Annotated in this window: 15 protein-coding genes, 1 pseudogene and 1 riboswitch; of the genes and pseudogenes, 10 read left to right on the top strand and 6 right to left on the bottom strand. The window is 75.9% G+C overall.

All coding sequences use genetic code 11. From position 1 onward, the window contains the following. Window positions 1-187: hypothetical protein (locus tag ACYVOF_RS04550; RefSeq protein ID WP_460864343.1), on the bottom strand; the 187-nt coding region annotated here is incomplete at its 3' end. A gap of 187 nt (window positions 188-374) precedes the next feature. Here ACYVOF_RS04550 and ACYVOF_RS04555 point away from each other — a divergent pair. From ACYVOF_RS04555 to ACYVOF_RS04570, 4 genes and pseudogenes are all read left to right on the top strand, one after another. Continuing rightward, window positions 375-1136, top strand: a complete 762-nt coding sequence (locus ACYVOF_RS04555) for a DeoR/GlpR family DNA-binding transcription regulator (protein ID WP_460864344.1) — start codon at window positions 375-377, stop codon at window positions 1134-1136. Beyond that, on the top strand, window positions 1133-2080 hold the full coding sequence (gene pfkB, locus ACYVOF_RS04560; RefSeq protein ID WP_460864345.1) for a 1-phosphofructokinase: 948 nt from the start codon (window positions 1133-1135) through the stop codon (window positions 2078-2080). Before ACYVOF_RS04555 ends, pfkB begins: the two co-directional genes overlap by 4 nt. Further along, window positions 2077-4103, top strand: a pseudogene (locus ACYVOF_RS04565) (PTS fructose transporter subunit IIABC). The gene pfkB and the pseudogene ACYVOF_RS04565 overlap by 4 nt, the downstream one beginning before the upstream one ends. 126 nt (window positions 4104-4229) lie before the next feature. Continuing rightward, window positions 4230-4496, top strand: a complete 267-nt coding sequence (locus ACYVOF_RS04570; RefSeq protein ID WP_460864346.1) for an HPr family phosphocarrier protein — start codon at window positions 4230-4232, stop codon at window positions 4494-4496. A 73-nt stretch (window positions 4497-4569) separates the two neighbouring features. On the opposite strand, the gene ACYVOF_RS04575 is transcribed toward ACYVOF_RS04570, so the two are convergent. Together ACYVOF_RS04575 and ACYVOF_RS04580 are read right to left on the bottom strand one after the other, a co-directional pair. Then, window positions 4570-4728 carry a hypothetical protein gene (locus tag ACYVOF_RS04575; RefSeq protein ID WP_460864347.1) on the bottom strand — a complete coding sequence of 53 codons (159 nt, stop codon included), beginning with the start codon at window positions 4726-4728 and terminating at the stop codon, window positions 4570-4572. A gap of 254 nt (window positions 4729-4982) precedes the next feature. After that, window positions 4983-6416, bottom strand: coding sequence for a sugar porter family MFS transporter (locus ACYVOF_RS04580; RefSeq protein ID WP_460864348.1), 1434 nt, complete (start codon window positions 6414-6416; stop codon window positions 4983-4985). Window positions 6417-6538: 122 nt separating this feature from the next. Here ACYVOF_RS04580 and ACYVOF_RS04585 point away from each other — a divergent pair, with 122 nt between their 5' ends. Together ACYVOF_RS04585 and ACYVOF_RS04590 are read left to right on the top strand one after the other, a co-directional pair. Then, window positions 6539-7402 carry an alpha/beta fold hydrolase gene (locus tag ACYVOF_RS04585; RefSeq protein WP_460864349.1) on the top strand — a complete coding sequence of 288 codons (864 nt, stop codon included), beginning with the start codon at window positions 6539-6541 and terminating at the stop codon, window positions 7400-7402. Window positions 7403-7413: 11 nt separating this feature from the next. Then, on the top strand, window positions 7414-8235 hold the full coding sequence (locus tag ACYVOF_RS04590; protein WP_460864350.1) for an exodeoxyribonuclease III: 822 nt from the start codon (window positions 7414-7416) through the stop codon (window positions 8233-8235). Window position 8236: 1 nt separating this feature from the next. Here the strand turns inward: ACYVOF_RS04590 and mtr are convergent, their stop codons facing one another. From mtr to ACYVOF_RS04605, 3 genes are all read right to left on the bottom strand, one after another. Continuing rightward, window positions 8237-9601, bottom strand: a complete 1365-nt coding sequence (gene mtr / locus ACYVOF_RS04595) for a mycothione reductase (RefSeq protein WP_460864351.1) — start codon at window positions 9599-9601, stop codon at window positions 8237-8239. Window positions 9602-9666: 65 nt separating this feature from the next. Next, window positions 9667-11202, bottom strand: coding sequence for a WS/DGAT/MGAT family O-acyltransferase (locus tag ACYVOF_RS04600; RefSeq protein ID WP_460864352.1), 1536 nt, complete (start codon window positions 11200-11202; stop codon window positions 9667-9669). A gap of 83 nt (window positions 11203-11285) precedes the next feature. Then, window positions 11286-12299, bottom strand: a complete 1014-nt coding sequence (locus ACYVOF_RS04605; RefSeq protein WP_460864353.1) for an alpha/beta hydrolase — start codon at window positions 12297-12299, stop codon at window positions 11286-11288. A 75-nt stretch (window positions 12300-12374) separates the two neighbouring features. Here ACYVOF_RS04605 and ACYVOF_RS04610 point away from each other — a divergent pair, with 75 nt between their 5' ends. The 4 genes from ACYVOF_RS04610 (at window position 12375) to ACYVOF_RS04625 (ending at window position 17119) form a co-directional block, all read left to right on the top strand. Next, on the top strand, window positions 12375-12821 hold the full coding sequence (locus ACYVOF_RS04610) for a GNAT family N-acetyltransferase (RefSeq protein WP_460864354.1): 447 nt from the start codon (window positions 12375-12377) through the stop codon (window positions 12819-12821). A 57-nt stretch (window positions 12822-12878) separates the two neighbouring features. Continuing rightward, window positions 12879-12955: riboswitch (cobalamin riboswitch) on the top strand. Window positions 12956-13057: 102 nt separating this feature from the next. Next, window positions 13058-15034, top strand: coding sequence for a VWA domain-containing protein (locus ACYVOF_RS04615; RefSeq protein ID WP_460864355.1), 1977 nt, complete (start codon window positions 13058-13060; stop codon window positions 15032-15034). 19 nt (window positions 15035-15053) lie between these two features. Further along, on the top strand, window positions 15054-15668 hold the full coding sequence (cobO, locus tag ACYVOF_RS04620; RefSeq protein ID WP_460864356.1) for a cob(I)yrinic acid a,c-diamide adenosyltransferase: 615 nt from the start codon (window positions 15054-15056) through the stop codon (window positions 15666-15668). After that, window positions 15665-17119, top strand: coding sequence for a cobyrinate a,c-diamide synthase (locus ACYVOF_RS04625; protein WP_460864357.1), 1455 nt, complete (start codon window positions 15665-15667; stop codon window positions 17117-17119). Before cobO ends, ACYVOF_RS04625 begins: the two co-directional genes overlap by 4 nt. Window positions 17120-17256: the final 137 nt, after the last annotated feature.

A 17256-nucleotide genomic window follows, 5' to 3' on the forward strand; every position in this document is an offset into this window, starting at 1 on the left:
GGGCGGCCTCGGCCTCGGCGTCGGCCGGGGCGGGCAGCGCGCCCGGCTCGGCGACCGGGTCGGCGACCCGGACCACCCGCCCGCTGGCGCGGCCGGCGCTGGCCGGGGTGCCCCGCAGCACGCTCTCGGGCGCGGGGGAGCTCCCGCCGTCGGCGCGGGCGGTGCGGTCGGTCGTCAGCTGGGCCACCGGGTCCTCCTGGGGTGTCGGGGTGGGGGTGTCGGGGTGGGCGGTGCGGGTGCCGGGGTGGTGCAGGACACGCCCCCGTCGTGGGTCACATGAACTGGCTCACACGAAAGTACGCCCGAGGGGTTGACAAGTCCAGAAATAACCACAGAATCAGTCTCAAGCAAACATCGAACGGAGGTGATCGGACATGTACGCCGCGGAACGCCAGAGCCTGCTCCTGCGCCGGTCACGCTCCGAGGGGCGCCTCGACGTCACCACGATGGCCGCCGAGCTCGACGTCACCCCGGAGACCATCCGCCGCGACCTCGGCGCGCTGGAGCGCCAGGGCCTGCTGCGCCGGGTGCACGGGGGCGCCATCCCCGCCGAGCGCCTCGACGTCGAGCCCGAGCTCGCCGCCCGCGACACGGTGAGCTCGGCGGAGAAGGAGCTCATCGCCAAGGCCGCGCTCGACCAGGTCCACGGCGCGGCGACCCTGCTCGTCGACGGCGGCACCACCACGGCGCGGTTCGCCCAGCTCCTCCCGGCCGACCGCGAGCTGACCGTCCTGACCAACTCGCTGCCCATCGCGTCGCTGCTGGCGACCCGGGCCAACACCACCGTCTCGTTGGTGGGCGGCCGGGTGCGCTCGCGGACCCTGGCCACCGTCGACACCTGGGCGCTCGACGCGCTCGACGGGCTCACCGTGGACGTGGCGCTCGTCGGGGCCAACGGCTTCTCCGCCGACCGCGGCTTCACCACCCCCGACGCCGCGGAGGCGGCCGTCAAGGCAGCCATGGTCGGCGCGGCGCGGCGCACCGTCGTGCTCGCCGACTCCAGCAAGCACCGCGCCGACGCACTGGTGCGCTTCGCCCGGACCAGCGACGTCGACGTCCTGGTCACCGACCCCGGCCTGCCGGCGCGACACCGCGCCGCGCTCGAGGCCGCCGGACCCGAGGTGGTCGTCGCATGATCGTCACCGTCACCCCCAACCCGAGCCTGGACCGCACGGTCGAGCTCCCCGCCCTCGTCCGCGGCGAGGTGCTGCGGGCCAGCTCCTCGCGGGTCGACCCGGGCGGCAAGGGCGTCAACGTCGCGCGGGCCCTCGTCGCCGCGGGCGAGGCCTGCGTCGCGGTCATGCCCTCGGGCGGCTCCGTCGGCACCCGCATCGCCGACCTCCTCGGCCCGCAGGGCGTGCCCGTGGTCTCGGTGCCGGTGCGGGGCAGCACCCGCTGCAACACCGCGCTCGTCGAGCCGGACGGCACGACGACCAAGGTGAACGAGCCCGGCCCGCACCTCTCCGACGCCGAGGTCGCCGACCTCGAGCTCGAGGTCGCCCAGCTGGCCGCCCGGGCGGAGTGGGTGGTGTGCGCGGGCAGCCTGCCCGCCGGCGCGGGGGTCGACTTCCACGCCCGCATCGTCCGCGCCGCCCACGCCGCGGGTGCCCGGGTGGCCGTCGACTCCAGCGGCGCCCCCATGCTGGCCGCCATCCCCGCGGGCCCCGACCTGGTCAAGCCCAACCTCGAGGAGCTCGCCGAGCTCGCGGGGCGCCCGCTGACCAGCCTCGGCGACGTGCTGGCGGCGGCGCAGGAGCTGCGCGAGCAGGGTGTGGGCGCGGTGCTGGTCAGCCTCGGCGAGCGCGGTGCGCTGCTCGTCGACCACACCGGTGCCCACCACGCCGCCACCCCGCCCGTCCCGGTGCGCAGCACCGTGGGCGCGGGCGACTCCACACTTGCCGGGTTCCTCGCCGCAGGCGGGTCCGGCACCGAGGCCCTCGTCACCGCGGTCGCCTACGGCGCCGCCGCGGTGGGCCTGCCGGGCAGCGTCATGCCCGGGAAGTCCGACGTCCACCCCGAGGTCGTCCGTCTCAGCCCCGTGCTGGACACCTCGCTCGTCCTCACCGGAGAGGCTGCATGAGCACCCTGATCACCGCGGACCTGGTCGACCTCGACCTGGCCGCGACCGACAAGCACTCGGCCGTCGAGTCGCTGGCCGCGCGGCTCGTCGCCGCGGGCCGCGTGACCGACCTCGAGCAGTTCCTCGTCGACATCGCGCTCCGCGAGGAGCAGATGCCGACCGGCCTCGAGGGCGGCATCGGCATCCCGCACTGCCGCTCGGTGGCCGTCACCGAGCCCACCCTGGCGTTCGGCCGCAGCACCGCGGGGGTCGACTTCGGCGCCCCGGACGGCCCCGCCCACCTCATCTTCCTCATCGCCGCACCCGCCGGCGGAGGGGCCGAGCACATGACCGTGCTCGCGCAGCTGGCCCGGCGGTTGGTCCGCAAGGCCTTCAAGCAGGAGCTCCGCGACGCGACCGACCCGGCCGCGCTCGCCACCTACGTCCAGACGGAGGTCGGACAGTGAAGTTCGTAGCAGTCACCTCGTGCCCCACGGGCATCGCGCACACCTACATGGCCGCCGAGGCCCTCGAGGAGGCGGCCCGCGAGGCCGGCCACGAGATCGAGGTCGAGACGCAGGGCTCGGCCGGCTCCACCCCGCTGAGCCGGGCCACCATCGCCTCGGCCGACGCGGTCATCTTCGCCGCGGACGTCGACGTGCGGGACAAGGCCCGCTTCGACGGCAAGCCGCTGGTCCGGGCGGGCGTCAAGCGCGCCATCAACGACGGCGACGCGATGATCGCCGAGGCCGTCGCCGCCGCCGAGCGCCAGCCCGCCACGGTCGGGGCCGGCGCGGCCGGGGCCGGCGCGGTGGGTGCCGGTGCGGCCGGCGCGGCGTCGTCGAGCCACGACGGGGACGAGCAGCAGGTCGGCGTCGGCACCCGGCTGCGGCAGTGGCTGATGACCGGGGTCTCCTACATGATCCCGTTCGTCGCGGCCGGCGGTCTGCTCATCGCCATCGGCTTCCTGTTCGGCGGCGACGACGTCGTCACCAAGCTCTACGGCGGCACCATCGGGGGCACCACCTACACCGACGTCGCGGGCAACTTCCCGCTGGGCTTCACCAAGGAGGGCAGCCTCGACCTGCTGCTGTCCCAGGCGGGCTACGCGGGCCTGCTCTTCGTCATCGGCAAGATCAGCTTCTTCATGCTGGTCCCGGTGCTGTCGGGCTTCATCGCCTTCGCCATCGCCGACCGGCCCGGCCTGGTGCCCGGCATCGTCGGCGGCCTCATCGCCGCCGCCATCGGCGCCGGCTTCCTCGGCGGCCTGGTCTCCGGCCTGCTGGCCGGTGGTGTCGCGTACTACATCGCCCACCTGCCGGTACCCAAGGCGCTGCGGGCGATCATGCCGGTCGTGGTGATCCCGCTGGTCTCCACGGTGATCATCGGCCTGGTCATGTTCCTGGTCGTCGGCAAGCCCATCACCGCCGCCACCAACGGCCTGACCAGCTTCCTGGACGGGCTGACCGGCACCAACAAGGTCCTGCTCGGCATCCTGCTCGGCCTGATGATGGCCTTCGACCTCGGTGGCCCGGTCAACAAGGTCGCCTACGCCTTCGCCACCGCCGGCCTCACCGCCGCGGGCAACGCCGTCTCCGGTGCGCCGCTGGAGATCATGGCCGCCGTCATGGCCGCCGGCATGACCCCGCCGCTGGCCATGGCCCTGGCCACGGTGGTCCGCGCCAAGCTGTTCACCGACGTCGAGCGCGAGAACGGCAAGGCCGCCTGGCTGCTGGGGGCGACCTTCGTCTCCGAGGGTGCGATCCCCTTCGCCGCGGCGGACCCCTTCCGCGTCATCCCCTCGATGATGCTCGGCTCGGCCGTCACCGGTGGGCTCTCGATGGCCTTCTCCGCGACGCTGCGCGCCCCCCACGGCGGGGTGTTCGTCTTCCCGGTCGTCGGCAACGTGCTGCTCTACATCGTCGCCATCGTCATCGGCACCGCGGTCTCGGCCGCGGCGGTCGTCGCGCTGAAGTCGATGGGTCGCAAGGGTTCCGACGTCGAGACCCCGGCCAGCGCCGCGGCCGTGGCCGTGCCGGCCTGATGTTCCGGGCCGTGCCGGCCTGACGCACCTGCTCGACTGCTCGTCCCGCTCCACCCCCGTTCTCCCCGCCACCCGGCGTCCCCGCGCCGGGTGGCGGGTGACCACCCCCAGCTGAGAAGGTCCACCATGGCTACCCGCACCGTCACCATCGCCTCGCAGATCGGCCTGCACGCCCGCCCCGCCGGGCTGTTCGCGGCCGAGGCCGCCAAGCAGCCCGTCCCCGTCACCATCGGCAAGACCGGGGGCGAGGCCGTCGACGCCCGCAGCCTGCTCTCCGTGCTCACCCTCCACATCCGGGGTGGTGACGAGGTCGAGCTCAGCGCCGACGGCGAGGGCGCCGACGCCGCGCTCGACACCCTGCAGGCGCTGCTCGAGGTCGACCACGACGCCTGACCCCACCTGAGCCCGACGGCCCCCGACCCCCAGCAGGGGGTCGGGGGCCGTCGCGCGTGGTGCCCGGGGTCGGTCAGCGCACGGTGCGGCTCGCGGCGGCCTCGTACCGGCGCTGCTGCTCGGGGGGCACCCCGGGGGCGAAGGTCAGCGACACCGACACCACGTGGAACACGTCGAGCGCGTTCGCGTAGATCTCCGCGCGGCCCGAGGTCGGGAACGCCCGCACCACCACGGCGGGCAGGGTCCGCGCGCTGGTGCAGCCGACGTCGGCGCCGCAGTCGGCGGCCGTGGTGTCGGCCGCCCCGTCGGTGGGCAGCCCCGCGGCGGCGAACTCCGCGACGACCGCCGCGGCGTCGGGCAGGCCGGCCGCCGCCGCGGCGGGGGAGGTCGTGGTCGCCGACGACCCACCGCCGGAGGTGCCCGACGCGCAGCCCGCGAGGGCCAGCAGCGCCGCGCCGATCCCGGCTGCGAGCCGGGTCCGCGGGCTCAGCCCGCGTCCTCGAGGGTGCGGCCGTTGGTCTCCGGCACGAACTTCAGCACCACCACCAGCGAGATCAGCGCCATCACCGCGTAGCCGACGTAGGTCAGCGACAGGTTGGCGGCCGAGAAGCGCGGGAAGCTCACCGAGACCAGGAAGTTCGCGATCCAGTTGGCGGCGGTCGCCACACCCACCGCGGCCGCGCGCAGCCGGTTCGGGAAGACCTCGCTGAGCAGCACCCACACCACCGGGCCCCACGACAGCGCGAAGAAGAAGACGAACGCGTTGGCCCCGACCAGGGCGATCGTGCCCTGCGGGTCGGGCAGCGGGGCGTCGGGCATGTCGGGGTTGGCGTAGGAGAACGCCCACGCCGCGGTGCCCAGCGCGGCCGCCATGCCGACCGAGCCGACCATGAGCAGGGGCCGCCGGCCGAAGCGGTCGATGACGGCGATGCCGACCAGGGTGCCGCCGATGTTGACCACGGCGCTGACGACGCTGATGAGCAGCGACTGGTCCTCACCGATGCCGACGGACTGCCACAGCGCCGAGGAGTAGTAGAAGATCACGTTGATCCCGACGAACTGCTGCAGCGCGGCCAGCGCGATGCCCAGCCACACCAGCGGGATGAAACCGAACCGCCCGCCCAGCACGTCCTTGATCGAGGACTTCGCGTCCATGTTCAGCGAGCGGCGGATCTCCTCGATGCGGGCGGCCACCGCGTCGTGGTCACCGCCCTCGACCTCGGCGAGGACGGCGGCGGCCTTGTCGTCACGGCCCTGGCGCACCAGGTAGCGCGGCGACTCCGGGATGGTCAGCGACATGACGAGGTACAGCGCGGCGGGCACGACGCAGACGATGAGCATCCACTGCCACGCCTGCAGCCCGAGCAGGTCGTTGCTGGCCGAGCCGCCCGCGGCGGAGGCGATGGCGTAGTTGACGAGGGCGGAGACGGCGATGCCGAGGACGATCGCGAGCTGGTGCATCGAGCCGAGCCGGCCGCGGTAGGCGGCGGGGGCGATCTCGGCGATGTAGGCCGGGGAGATCACCGACGCCACGCCGACCGCCACGCCGCCGAGGATCCGCCACAGGGCGAGGTCGACGATGCTGAACGGCAGGCCCGAGCCGACGGCGCTGACCCCGAACATGACGGCGGCGATCTGCATGACGCGGATGCGGCCCAGCCGGTCGGCCAGGCTGCCCGCCACCCAGGCGCCGGCCGCCGCGCCCAGCAGCGCCAGCGACACGGTCAGCCCGGTCGCGGTGGCGCTGGCGGAGAACCGCTGCTCGATCGCCGTCACCGCACCGTTGATGACCGAGGTGTCGTAGCCGAACAGGAACCCGCCGATGGCGGCCGCCCCCGAGAACAGGACGGCATGGGCGACGTCGGCGTCGTGGCTGGAACCCCGGCTGGGGCTCGATCCCGAGGCTGTCTCGTTCGCCATCACGGCTCCCTCCGGGGCCCCGTCGGGTGCGTCGTCGCACCCCGCAGCCGTGACCCGATCGGGGGCAACCTACGCCCCCGCGGGCCCCGGGGCGGCGTGACGCGGGCGGTAGCGTCGCGGCGGTGACGACGCAGCAGGTGCAGGTCGGTCCCCACACGTTCGACGTGGCCGTCGAGGGGCCCGACGGGGCTTCCTCGGGGGGCTCCGCGTCCACGCCGACGGTGGTGCTGCTGCACGGCTTCCCGCAGAACCACCGGTGCTTCGACGCGGTGGTCCCGCGGCTGCACGCCGCGGGGATGCGCACGGTGGTCCCGGACCAGCGCGGCTACTCCCCGGGGGCCCGCCCTGTCGGGGTGAAGCACTACCGGGTGCCCGAGCTGGTCTCCGACGTCCTGGGGATCGCCGACGCGCTCGGCGTGGGCTGGTTCCACCTCGTGGGCCACGACTGGGGGGCCGCCGTCGCCTGGCAGCTCGCGGCCCGCCACCCCGACCGGGTCTCCAGCCTCGTCGCGGCCAGCGTCGGGCACCCCGTGGCCTTCGCCGCCGCGCTGGCGTCGGACGCCGACCAGCAGGCCCGCTCGGACTACTTCGGGCTGTTCGCGCAGGAGGGCCACGCCGAGGACGTGCTGCTGGCCGACGACGCCGCGCGGCTGCGCGCGATGGTGGCCGAAGGCGGGCAGGACGCGGCCGGCATCGAGGCCTCGGTCGGCCCGCTGCGCGACCGGGGCGCGCTGACCGCGGCGCTGAGCTGGTACCGGGCCATGCGGGGCGAGGACTACCGCGACGTCCCCGCCGTCGAGGTGCCGACGACGTTCCTGTGGAGCGACGCCGACCAGGCGCTGGGTCGGGCGCAGGCGGTGGCCACGGGCCGGCACGCCTGGGGGGAGTACCGCTTCGTCGAGCTGGCCGGGGTGAGCCACTGGATCCCCGAGCAGGCCCCCGTCGAGCTGGCCGGGGAGATCGCCCTGCGCTCCAGCCCCTGGTAGAGACTGCTCCCGTGCGCCTCGCCACCTGGAACGTCAACTCCGTCACCGCCCGCCTGCCCCGGCTGCTCGACTGGCTCGACGCCACCGGGCCCGACGTGGTGTGCCTGCAGGAGACCAAGACCTCGGTCGAGGCGTTCCCCGCCGACGAGGTCCGCGCCCTGGGCTACGAGTCGGCCGTGGCGGGGGAGGGCCGCTGGAACGGGGTGGCCGTGCTCTCCCGCGTCGGCCTCGACGCGGTGACGGTCGGCTTCCCCGGCCAGCCCTCCTGGGACCCGGGCACCGCCGCGGACGGCCTGTTCGACGCCGGCGCGGGCCGGGTGGAGGCCCGCGCGGTCGGGGCCACGTGCGGCCCGCTGCGGGTGTGGTCGCTCTACGTTCCCAACGGCCGCGAGCCCGAGCACCCGCACTACGCCTACAAGCTGGCCTGGCTCGCGGCGTTCCGCGACGCCGCCCGCGACGAGCTGGCCGCCGGACCGGCCGCGTTCGCCGCCTGCGGGGACGTCAACGTCGCCCCGACCGACGCCGACGTGTGGGACCGCGCCCGCTTCGAGGGGTCCACCCACGTCACCGCGCCGGAACGCGACGCGATCACCGCGCTGCTCGACCTCGGGCTGACCGACGTGGAGGCCCGGCCGCTGAAGAACGACCACCCGTTCACCTACTGGGACTACCGGGGCGGGGCGTTCCACAAGGACATGGGCATGCGGATCGACCTGGTGCTGGCCGACGCGGCGGCGGCCGCCGCGGTCACCGACGCCTACGTCGACCGGGAGGCGCGCAAGGGCACGGGCCCCTCCGACCACGCCCCGGTGGTCGTCGACCTCGACCTCTGAGTCAGAGCTCCAGGCCCAGCAGGGCGTTCTCCACCACCTCGGGCAGGCCCGGGTGGATCCAGTACTGCCCCCGCGCCACCTGCAGCGCGGTCTGGCCGAAGGCCATCGCCTGGATGAGCGGCTGGATGACGGTGGGGGCCTGGGCGCCCATGACGTGGGCGCCGAGCAGCCGCCCGGTGCCCTTCTCCGCGACCACCTTGCAGAAGCCCTGGGTGTCCTCCATGGCCCAGCCGTAGGCCACGTCGCCGTAGGCCTGGACCTTGACGGCGACGTCGAGCCCGGCGTCGCGGGCCTGCGCCTCGGTCATCCCCACCGCCGCGATCTGCGGGTGGGTGAACACGGCCGCGGGGACGAACCGGTGGTCGGTGGTGCGCGGGTCCTCGGGGTGCAGCAGGTTGTGCTGCACCACCTTCGCCTCGTGGTTGGCGACGTGCTTGAGCATGTGCGGCGAGCTGATGTCGCCCAGCGCCCACACGCCCTCGGCGGTGGTGCGCTGCTGCTCGTCGACCTTGACGCGGCCGTCCTCGTGGAGCTCGATGCCGGCCTTCTCCACCAGCAGCTCGTCGCCGTTGGGCACCCGACCCGTCGCGACCAGCAGGGCGTCGCCCTCGGCGGTGCTGCCGTCGTCGAGGGTCAGCCGGACCCCGCCGTCGGCGGTCGCCGCCACGGCGGTGGTGTCGCGGCCCAGCCGGACGTCCCAGCGCTGCGCCGCGAGCGCGGTGAAGCGCTCCGCGACGTCGGAGTCGTGGTGGCGCAGCAGCTGCGGCCCGCGCACCACCAGGGTGACCCGGGTACCGAGGTCGGCGAAGACGTGGGCGAACTCCGAGGCGATGTACCCGCCGCCGAGGATCACCAGCGAGCGCGGCAGCTCGGGCAGCCGCATGACGTCCTCGTTGGTGTGGAACGGCACCCCGGAGTCGCGGACCACCGCCGGCACGACCGGCCGGGACCCGGCGGCGACGACGACGCGGTCGGCGGTGATGGTCTCGCCCGTGCCGGTGTCGATGGTGCGCTCACCGGTGAAGGTGGCGTGCCCGCGGTACACGGTGGTGTTCGGCGTTCCCTCGGTGCGGTAGCGCTCGCCCCCGGCGGAGATGGGGTCGATGCGGCCGAAGACGCGGGTGACGACGTCGGTCCAGCGCACGCCGTCGACGTGGGCGTCGACCCCCAGGCGGTGTGCGTCGCGGACGGTGGCCGCGACCTCGGAGGCGTAGACGAACATCTTGGTGGGGATGCAGCCGACGTTGAGGCACGTCCCGCCGAAGGTGCCCTCCTCGAGCAGGGCGACGTCGAGGTCGTCGAAGCGCTCGTCGAGGATCGAGTTGGCCGAGCCCGTGCCGATGACCGCGAGGTCGAAGTGTCTCACCCCGGGCACGCTACCGGCGGGGGTGCCGGGCCCGCCGGGCCGCGGTGGCCGGGCGGTGCCCGCAGCTACGCCGTGCGGTCCGCCTCGGTGGGGGAGGACCCGTCGCCGGCCCCGTCGCCGGCGTCGCCGCCGGACCCGGTGGCCCGGTCCGCCAGCTTGACCAGCTCGGCGAGGCCCTCGCGCACGTGGCGGGCGAGCTCCCAGACGTCGGGCACCATCTCGCGGCAGACCACGATGCCGAAGTCGACGTTGCCGTCGTAGGACATCACCGTGATGTTGATGCCGCCGCCGGCGTCGCTCACCGCCGAGACGGGGTAGTTGGCCAGCACCCGCGCGCCCGCGGTGTAGAGCGGCAGCTGCGGGCCGGGCACGTTGGAGACGAACAGGTTGAACGGCGGCGCGGCCAGGGTGATGGCGCGCAGCAGGGTCCGCGAGGCCAGGCCGTGCAGGGCCTGCGGCAGCACCGCGCTGTACTCGTGCAGCAGCTGCGCGGGGACCTGGTCGAACCGCTCCTTGGCCGCGGCCAGCGAGGTGTGCAGGTCCTCGAGGCGGCCGCGGGGGTCGGCGACGTGGGTGGGCAGCGCGGCGAGCATGAACGAGATCTGGTTGCCGCCCGTGCCCATCTGCTCGGGGGTGCGCACCGAGACGGGCACGGCGGCCACCAGCGGGGTGTCGGGCAGCGCGTCGTGGTCGACGAGCCAGCGGCGCAGCGCGGTGGTGCACAGCGCCATGACCACGTCGTTCACGGTGAGGCCGAAGGCGTTCTTGACGTGCTTGACCTCGGCGAGGTCCAGCGAGGTGAACGCCAGCTTGCGGTGGGCGGTGATGGGGCCGTTGAACGGGGTCCGCGGCGGGGTCGGGGCCAGCTCGGGCAGCTTGTCGCCGTCGCTGAGCCCGGTCGCGCGGCCCAGCGAGCCGAGCACCTTGCCCACGGTGGGCGCCAGCGGGATGTTGGCCGCACCGGGCAGGTCGAGCACGTGGGGCAGCATGCGCGGCGCCGAGAGGACGAAGGACGCGGGCCGCGACGCGCTGCGCCACAGCCCCTTCGCCAGCGACGCGGCGGTGCCGGGGGCGCGGTCGGGGCGCGCGTCGGGGTCCGCGGGCTCGACGTCGCGGGGCTCGGGGGTCACGTCCATGACCACGGCGAGCACCTCGGCCCCGGAGACGCCGTCGATCGCCGCGTGGTGGACCTTGGTGTAGAGCGCCTTGCGGCCGCCGGACAGGCCGTGGATGAGGTAGCTCTCCCACAGCGGGTAGCGCCGGTCGAGCGGGCGGCCGGCGAGCCGGGCCACCTGCTCCCCGAGCTGCTCGTCGCTGCCCGGGGCGACCAGGGCCAGCTCGCGGACGTGGTAGTCGAGGTCGAAGTCGCTCGCGTCGACCCAGTAGGGCAGGTCGAGGCCCAGGGGCACCTCGTGCAGCCGCCAGCGCATCGGCCCGACGAGGTGCAGCCGGGACGCCATGAGCGCGCGGAGGTCGTCGATGGTGAGGTCGCCGCCCGGGGCCGTCGTCGGGTCGAGGATCGACAGGCTGCCGACGTGGACCAGCGTGGTCGCCGTCTCGGCGTTGAGGAACTGGGCGTCGAGGGACGAGAGCTGGCGCATCGCGAGGGCTCCTCTGGGCGGGTCCGGGCCGAGGTGACGTGCGGAGCGGGTCCGGGCTCGCTCGCCGGGCCCGAACCTACCCGCTAGTAGGTGACGTCCCGCACGTGGTCCAGCTCACCCAGCCACGCGTCGAGCTCGGTCATCGCGGCCTCCCGTCGCCCGGCCGTGGAGAGGAACACGTCGTGGCGGGCGCCGGGCACGGGGACCACGGTGGTCCGCCCGCCGAGGCAGCCGGCCCACCGCGCGATCTGCGCCACGTCGAGCACCGCGTCCCCCGCGTCGACCTCCTCGCGCCAGCTGGTGGCCAGCACCGAGCGGTCCGAGCGCAGCACCAGCGACGGGCAGCCGACGTCGAGCCCGCGGTGCAGCTGCGCGTGGCCGCGCCGCACTGCCCGCAGCCACCCCGCCCGCACGGCCACGCCCAGCAGCGGCTTCCAGTCCAGGTCGTAGTCCCACTCGCCCTGCCTGCTCGCGTGCAGGCTCGCGCCGTAGGCGTCCGCGACGGCGGTGGGCAGCACCCGGCGCGGGGCGAGCCGGCCCACCGCGTCGACGGCGAGGGTGCCCACGCTGCGCAGCCACGGCGCGCCCTGCAGGTCGAACCACGGGCTGTTGAGCACCAGCCCGGCGACCGGGGGCAGGCCGGCGCGGCGGCGCCGGTCGAGCCACAGCGGGGTGACGAGGCCGCCGGTGGAGTGGGCCTCCACGACGACGGACACCGGCCCCCCCGAGGCCGTGAGCGCCTCGGTCACCAGCGCGAGCGCGCGGTCGAGCTCGGCGTCGTAGCGGGCGAGGTCGGTGCAGTAGTGCGGGGTCTGGCCGGGCCGCAGCGAGCGCCCGCACCGGCGCAGGTCGAGGGCGTAGAAGCCGCGCCCGCCCGCGGCCACGCGCTCGGCGAGACCGGTCTGGAAGAAGTAGTCGGTGTAGCCGTGCACGTGCAGCAGGGCCCCGGTGCCCGCCCGGAGCGCGTCCGAGGTCGTGGAGGGGACGTGGCGGACCAGGGTCGCCACCACCTCGCCCTCCCCGTCCGGGTCGGTGCCCAGCGGCAGCGTGAGCCGCTCGTAGTCCGGGCCGAGGACGTCGGGCTCCCACGCGGTCACGGCGCCGATCGTAGGGCGGGGCGGCGGGCCTCGCCGACGCCTCCGGCCCGGGGCCGCGTGTGGTAACCAAGGGCCATGAAGCCCTCCCTGCGCCGCGCGTGGTCCGCCGACCTCGACACCCCGACGCTCTACGCCCTGCTCCGGCTGCGGGTGCAGGTGTTCGTCGTCGAGCAGGCCTGCGCCTACGAGGAGCTCGACGGCCGGGACCTGCACGAGGACACGCGGCACCTGTGGCTCGAGGTCGACGGCGAGCCGATCGCCACCCTGCGCCTGATGGAGGAGCACGGGCCGGAGAACCTCTTCCGCATCGGTCGGCTCTGCACCCGGCCGGAGTCGCGCGGGCAGGGCCACACCAAGCGGCTGCTGCAGGCCGCGCTGGCCGAGGTGGGGACGGTGGACTGCCGGCTCGAGGCGCAGACCCACCTCGTCGACCTCTACGCCGCGCACGGCTTCGTCGCCGACGGCGAGGAGTACCTCGAGGACGGCATCCCCCACACCCCGATGCTGCGCCGGGGCCGCTAGCCGCACGGCTATGCTCACCGCGCCGGCCCGAGGGCCGGTGCGAGACGACGGGCAGGCAAGCCGGTGCGAGTCCGGCGCGGTCCCGCCACTGTGAGGGCGCTGCAGCGTGGTGCTGCCGGGCCCGAGCCAGGATGCTGCCGCGTCTCGCGGACCCCCGGCAGATCCCTGTCGGACCCCGGCAGGGATCTCTGCCGGACCCCGACCGCGGGCGTGGACACCCGGGGATGGAGCGTCGCGTGAGCACGGCTGCACCAGTGGACGCCGCGGCGCCCCCCGGCTTCCCGTTCAGCGCCGTCGTCGGGCAGGACCAGCTCCGGCTCGCCCTGCTGCTGTGCGCGGTGCACCCCGGCATCGGGGGCGTGCTGGCGCGCGGGGAGAAGGGGACGGCCAAGTCCACCGTGGTCCGGGCGCTCGCCGCCCTGCTGCCCGCGGCGCCCGACGGCACCACCGCCCACCTCGTCGAGCTGCCCATCGGCGCCACCGAGGACCGGGTGGTCGGCTCGCTCGACCTCGGCCGCGCCCTGGCCGACGGGGAGCACGCCTTCTCCCCGGGCCTGCTGCACCGCGCGCACCAGGGCGTGCTCTACGTCGACGAGGTCAACCTGCTGGGTGACCACCTCGTCGACGTGCTGCTCGACGCCGCCGCGATGGGACGGGTGCACGTGGAGCGCGACGGCGTCAGCCACACCCACCCGGCCCGCTTCGTCCTCGTCGGCACCATGAACCCCGAGGAGGGCGAGCTGCGCCCGCAGCTGCTCGACCGGTTCGGCCTCGCGGTGGAGGTCAGCGCCTCCCGCGACGTCGACACGCGGGTCGCGGTGGTGCGCACCCGGCTCGCCTACGAGGCCGACCCCGACGGGTTCGTCGCGGCGCACGCCGCCGCGGACGCCGAGCTGGGCGCGCGCGTCGCCGCGGCCCGTGCGGTGCTGCCGGACGTCGTGCTGCCCGAGCCGGAGCTGCGCCGGATCGCCTCGCTCTGCGCGTCGTTCGACGTCGACGGCATGCGGGCGGACCTCGTGCTCGCCCGCACCGCCAGCGCCCACGCCGCCTGGCGCGGGGCCGGCACGGTCACCGCCGAGGACGTCCGGGTGGCCGCCGAGCTGGCCCTGCCCCACCGCCGCCGCCGCGACCCGTTCGACGAGCCCGGCCTCGACCCGGGCGCGCTGGACGACGCGATGCGCGAGGCCGAGCAGCCCGGCGACCACGTGCCGGACCCGGACCCCGACCCCGACCCGGACCCCGACGGGGGCGGTGCGCCCCCGCCCGAGCCGGACGCCGGGCCCCCGCCCGCCCCCGGCGACGCCGACGGGGCCGCGGGGGAGACGGCCGACGAGCCCGCCCCCACCCCGGCCGGCCCGCCGCCGTCGCGACCCGCCGCCGCCCCGGGCGCGACCTTCCGCACCCGGCGGCTCGAGGTCCCCGGCGTCGGCCGGGGCGCACCGGCCCGCCGCTCACGGGCCCGCGCCGAGCACGGCCGCGCCGAGGCCTCCGACGCCACCCGGGGCCACGGGCTGCACCTGGTGCACACCCTGCTGGCCGCCGCGCCGCACCAGCGCGCCCGGGGTCGGGACGCGGGCGGGCGGGTCCGCCTGGTGGCGGCCGACGTCCGCCTCGGCGTGCGCGAGGGCCGCGAGGGCAACCTGGTCCTCTTCGTCGTCGACGCGTCCGGCTCCATGGCCGCCCGCGACCGGCTCGCCGCGGTCACCGGCGCGGCCACCTCCCTGCTGCGCGACGCCTACCAGCGCCGCGACAAGGTGGCCGTGGTCGTCGCCCGCGGGGCCGACGCGGAGGTGGTGCTGCCGCCCACCGGCTCGGTGGACGTCGCCGCGCGCCGGCTCGCCGGCCTGCGCACCGGTGGCCGCACCCCGCTGGCGGCTGGGCTGCTCACCGCCCGCGAGGTGCTCGCCTCCGCCCGGGTCCGCGACCCCGCCCGCCGGCCCCTGCTGGTGCTGCTCACCGACGGCCGGGCCACCGGCGGCCCCGACCCGGTCGGCCGCTCCCGCGCCGCGGCCGCCCTGCTGGCCCGCGACGGCGTGGCCGCGGTCGTCGTCGACTGCGAGTCCGGCCTGGTGCGGCTCGGCCTGGCCGCGTCGCTGGCCACCGCGCTGCGCGCCGAGCACGTCCCGCTCGCCCACGTGAGCGCCGAACGGGTGGCCGGCACCGTCCGCGCCGCCACGGCCGCCGGGCGCCCCGCCCGCGACCCCGCCGCCTGAGCCGAGCAGGAGACCAGCCGTGCCCCAGGGAGTCCCCACCGTCGTGCCCGCCGACGGGCTCACCACCCGGCAGCGCCGCAACGCGCCGCTGCTCGCCGTCCACACCGGGGAGATGAAGGGCAAGTCCACCGCCGCGTTCGGCACGGCCCTGCGCGCGTGGAACCAGGGCATGGACCTCGCCGTGTTCCAGTTCGTCAAGAGCGCCAAGTGGAAGGTCGGCGAGGAGGAGGCGTTCCGCGCGCTCGACCGGGTGCACGCCGAGACCGGGCAGGGCGGGCCCGTGCAGTGGCACAAGATGGGCCAGGGCTGGTCCTGGAGCCGCAAGCCCGGCACTGAGACCGACCACGCCGCGGACGCCCGCGAGGGCTGGGACGAGATCGCCCGGCGGCTGCGCGCCGGGGAGCACGACTTCTACGTCCTCGACGAGTTCACCTACGTCCTGAAGTGGGGCTGGGTGGGGGTCGAGGAGGTCCTGGAGGTGCTCGCCGACCGGCCCGGCCGCCAGCACGTCGTCATCACCGGCCGCGACGCCCCCGCCGCCCTGGTCGACGCGGCCGACCTCGTGGTGGAGATGACGAAGGTCAAGCACCCCATGGACGCCGGCCGCAAGGGCCAGCGCGGGATCGAGTGGTGAGCACCCCCGCCGTCGTCACCCCCGCCGTCGTCACCCCCGCCGTCGTCATCGCCGCCCCCGGCTCGGGCAGCGGCAAGACCACGGTGGCCACCGGCCTGCTCGGCGCGCTGCGCGCCGCGGGCCACCGGCCGGCCCCGTTCAAGGTCGGACCGGACTACGTCGACCCGGGATACCACGCGCTGGCCGCGGGCAGGCCCGGGCGCAACCTCGACCCGGTGCTGGTGGGCCAGGAGCGGGTGCCCGCCCTGTTCGCCCACGGCTGCGCGGGCGCGGACGTGGCCGTCGTCGAGGGCGTGATGGGCCTCTTCGACGGCAAGGTCGGCGGCGGACCGTCCGGGCCGGGCCACGGCTCGACCGCCCACGTGGCCGCCCTGCTCGGAGCCCCCGTGGTGCTGGTGGTCGACAGCCGCGGGCAGAGCCGCAGCCTGGCCGCGCTGCTGCACGGCTTCGCCACCTTCGACGCCGGCGTGCACCTGGCCGGGGTGGTGCTCAACAAGGTCGGGTCGGCGCGGCACGAGGAGGTGCTCCGGGAGGCCTGCGCGACGGCGGGCGTGCCCGTGCTGGGCGCGCTGCCGCGCCACCAGGCGCTCGCCGTCCCGTCGCGCCACCTCGGCCTGGTCACCGCGGCCGAGCACGGCGGGGAGGCCACCGCGGCCGTGGCCGCCATGACCGCGCTCGTGGCCCGCCACGTCGACCTCGACGCCGTGCTCGCCGTCGCGGCCACCGCGCGGCCCGTCACCGCGCCCGCCTGGGACCCGGCCGCCGAGGTCGGCGCGGCGGGGGCGGTGGATCGCCCCGGCCCGCGGCCCGTCGTGGCCGTGGCCGGCGGCCCGGCGTTCACCTTCGGCTACCCGGAGCACGCCGAGCTGCTGGCCGCGGCCGGGGCGGACGTGGTCACCGTCGACCCGCTGGCCGACACCGCGCTGCCCCCGGGCACCGCGGCGCTCGTGCTGCCCGGCGGGTTCCCGGAGGAGCACGTGGCCGAGCTGGCGGGCAACACCGCGCTGCTGGCCGCGGTGCGCGACCTCGCCGCGACGGGCGCCCCGGTGCACGCGGAGTGCGGCGGGCTGCTCTACCTGTGCCGACGCCTCGCCGGCCGCGACGGCCCCTCCTTCGACCTGGCGGGCGTGCTCGACGCCGAGGCGGTGTTCAGCCCCCGGCTGCTGCTCGGCTACCGCGAGGCGGTCGCGCTCGGCGGCTCGGTGCTGCACCGGGCGGGGGAGCGGGTCAGCGGCCACGAGTTCCACCGCACCGTGGTGGCCCCGGTCAGCGGCCCGTCCCCGGCCTGGGGGTGGCGGGCGCACTCGGGCGGCACCGTCACCGAGGGCTTCCTCGGCGGGGCCGGGGCACCCGGGGTGCACGCCTCCTACCTGCACACCCATCCCGCCGGGACCCCGCACGCGGTGGCCCGGCTGGTGGCCGCGGCCCGGACGGCCCCGCTGCCCGCGTGAGGGACCTCGTCGTCGGGGTCGGCCTGCGCCCGGGGACGGACCCCGCCGCCGTGCTGGCGGCGGTCGCCACCGTGCTGCGGGGCCTTCACCCCGCGCGGGTGCGGGTGGTCGCCACGCTCGACGCGCGCGCCGGGGAG

It is taken from the genome of Rhodococcus aerolatus (assembly GCF_054783215.1).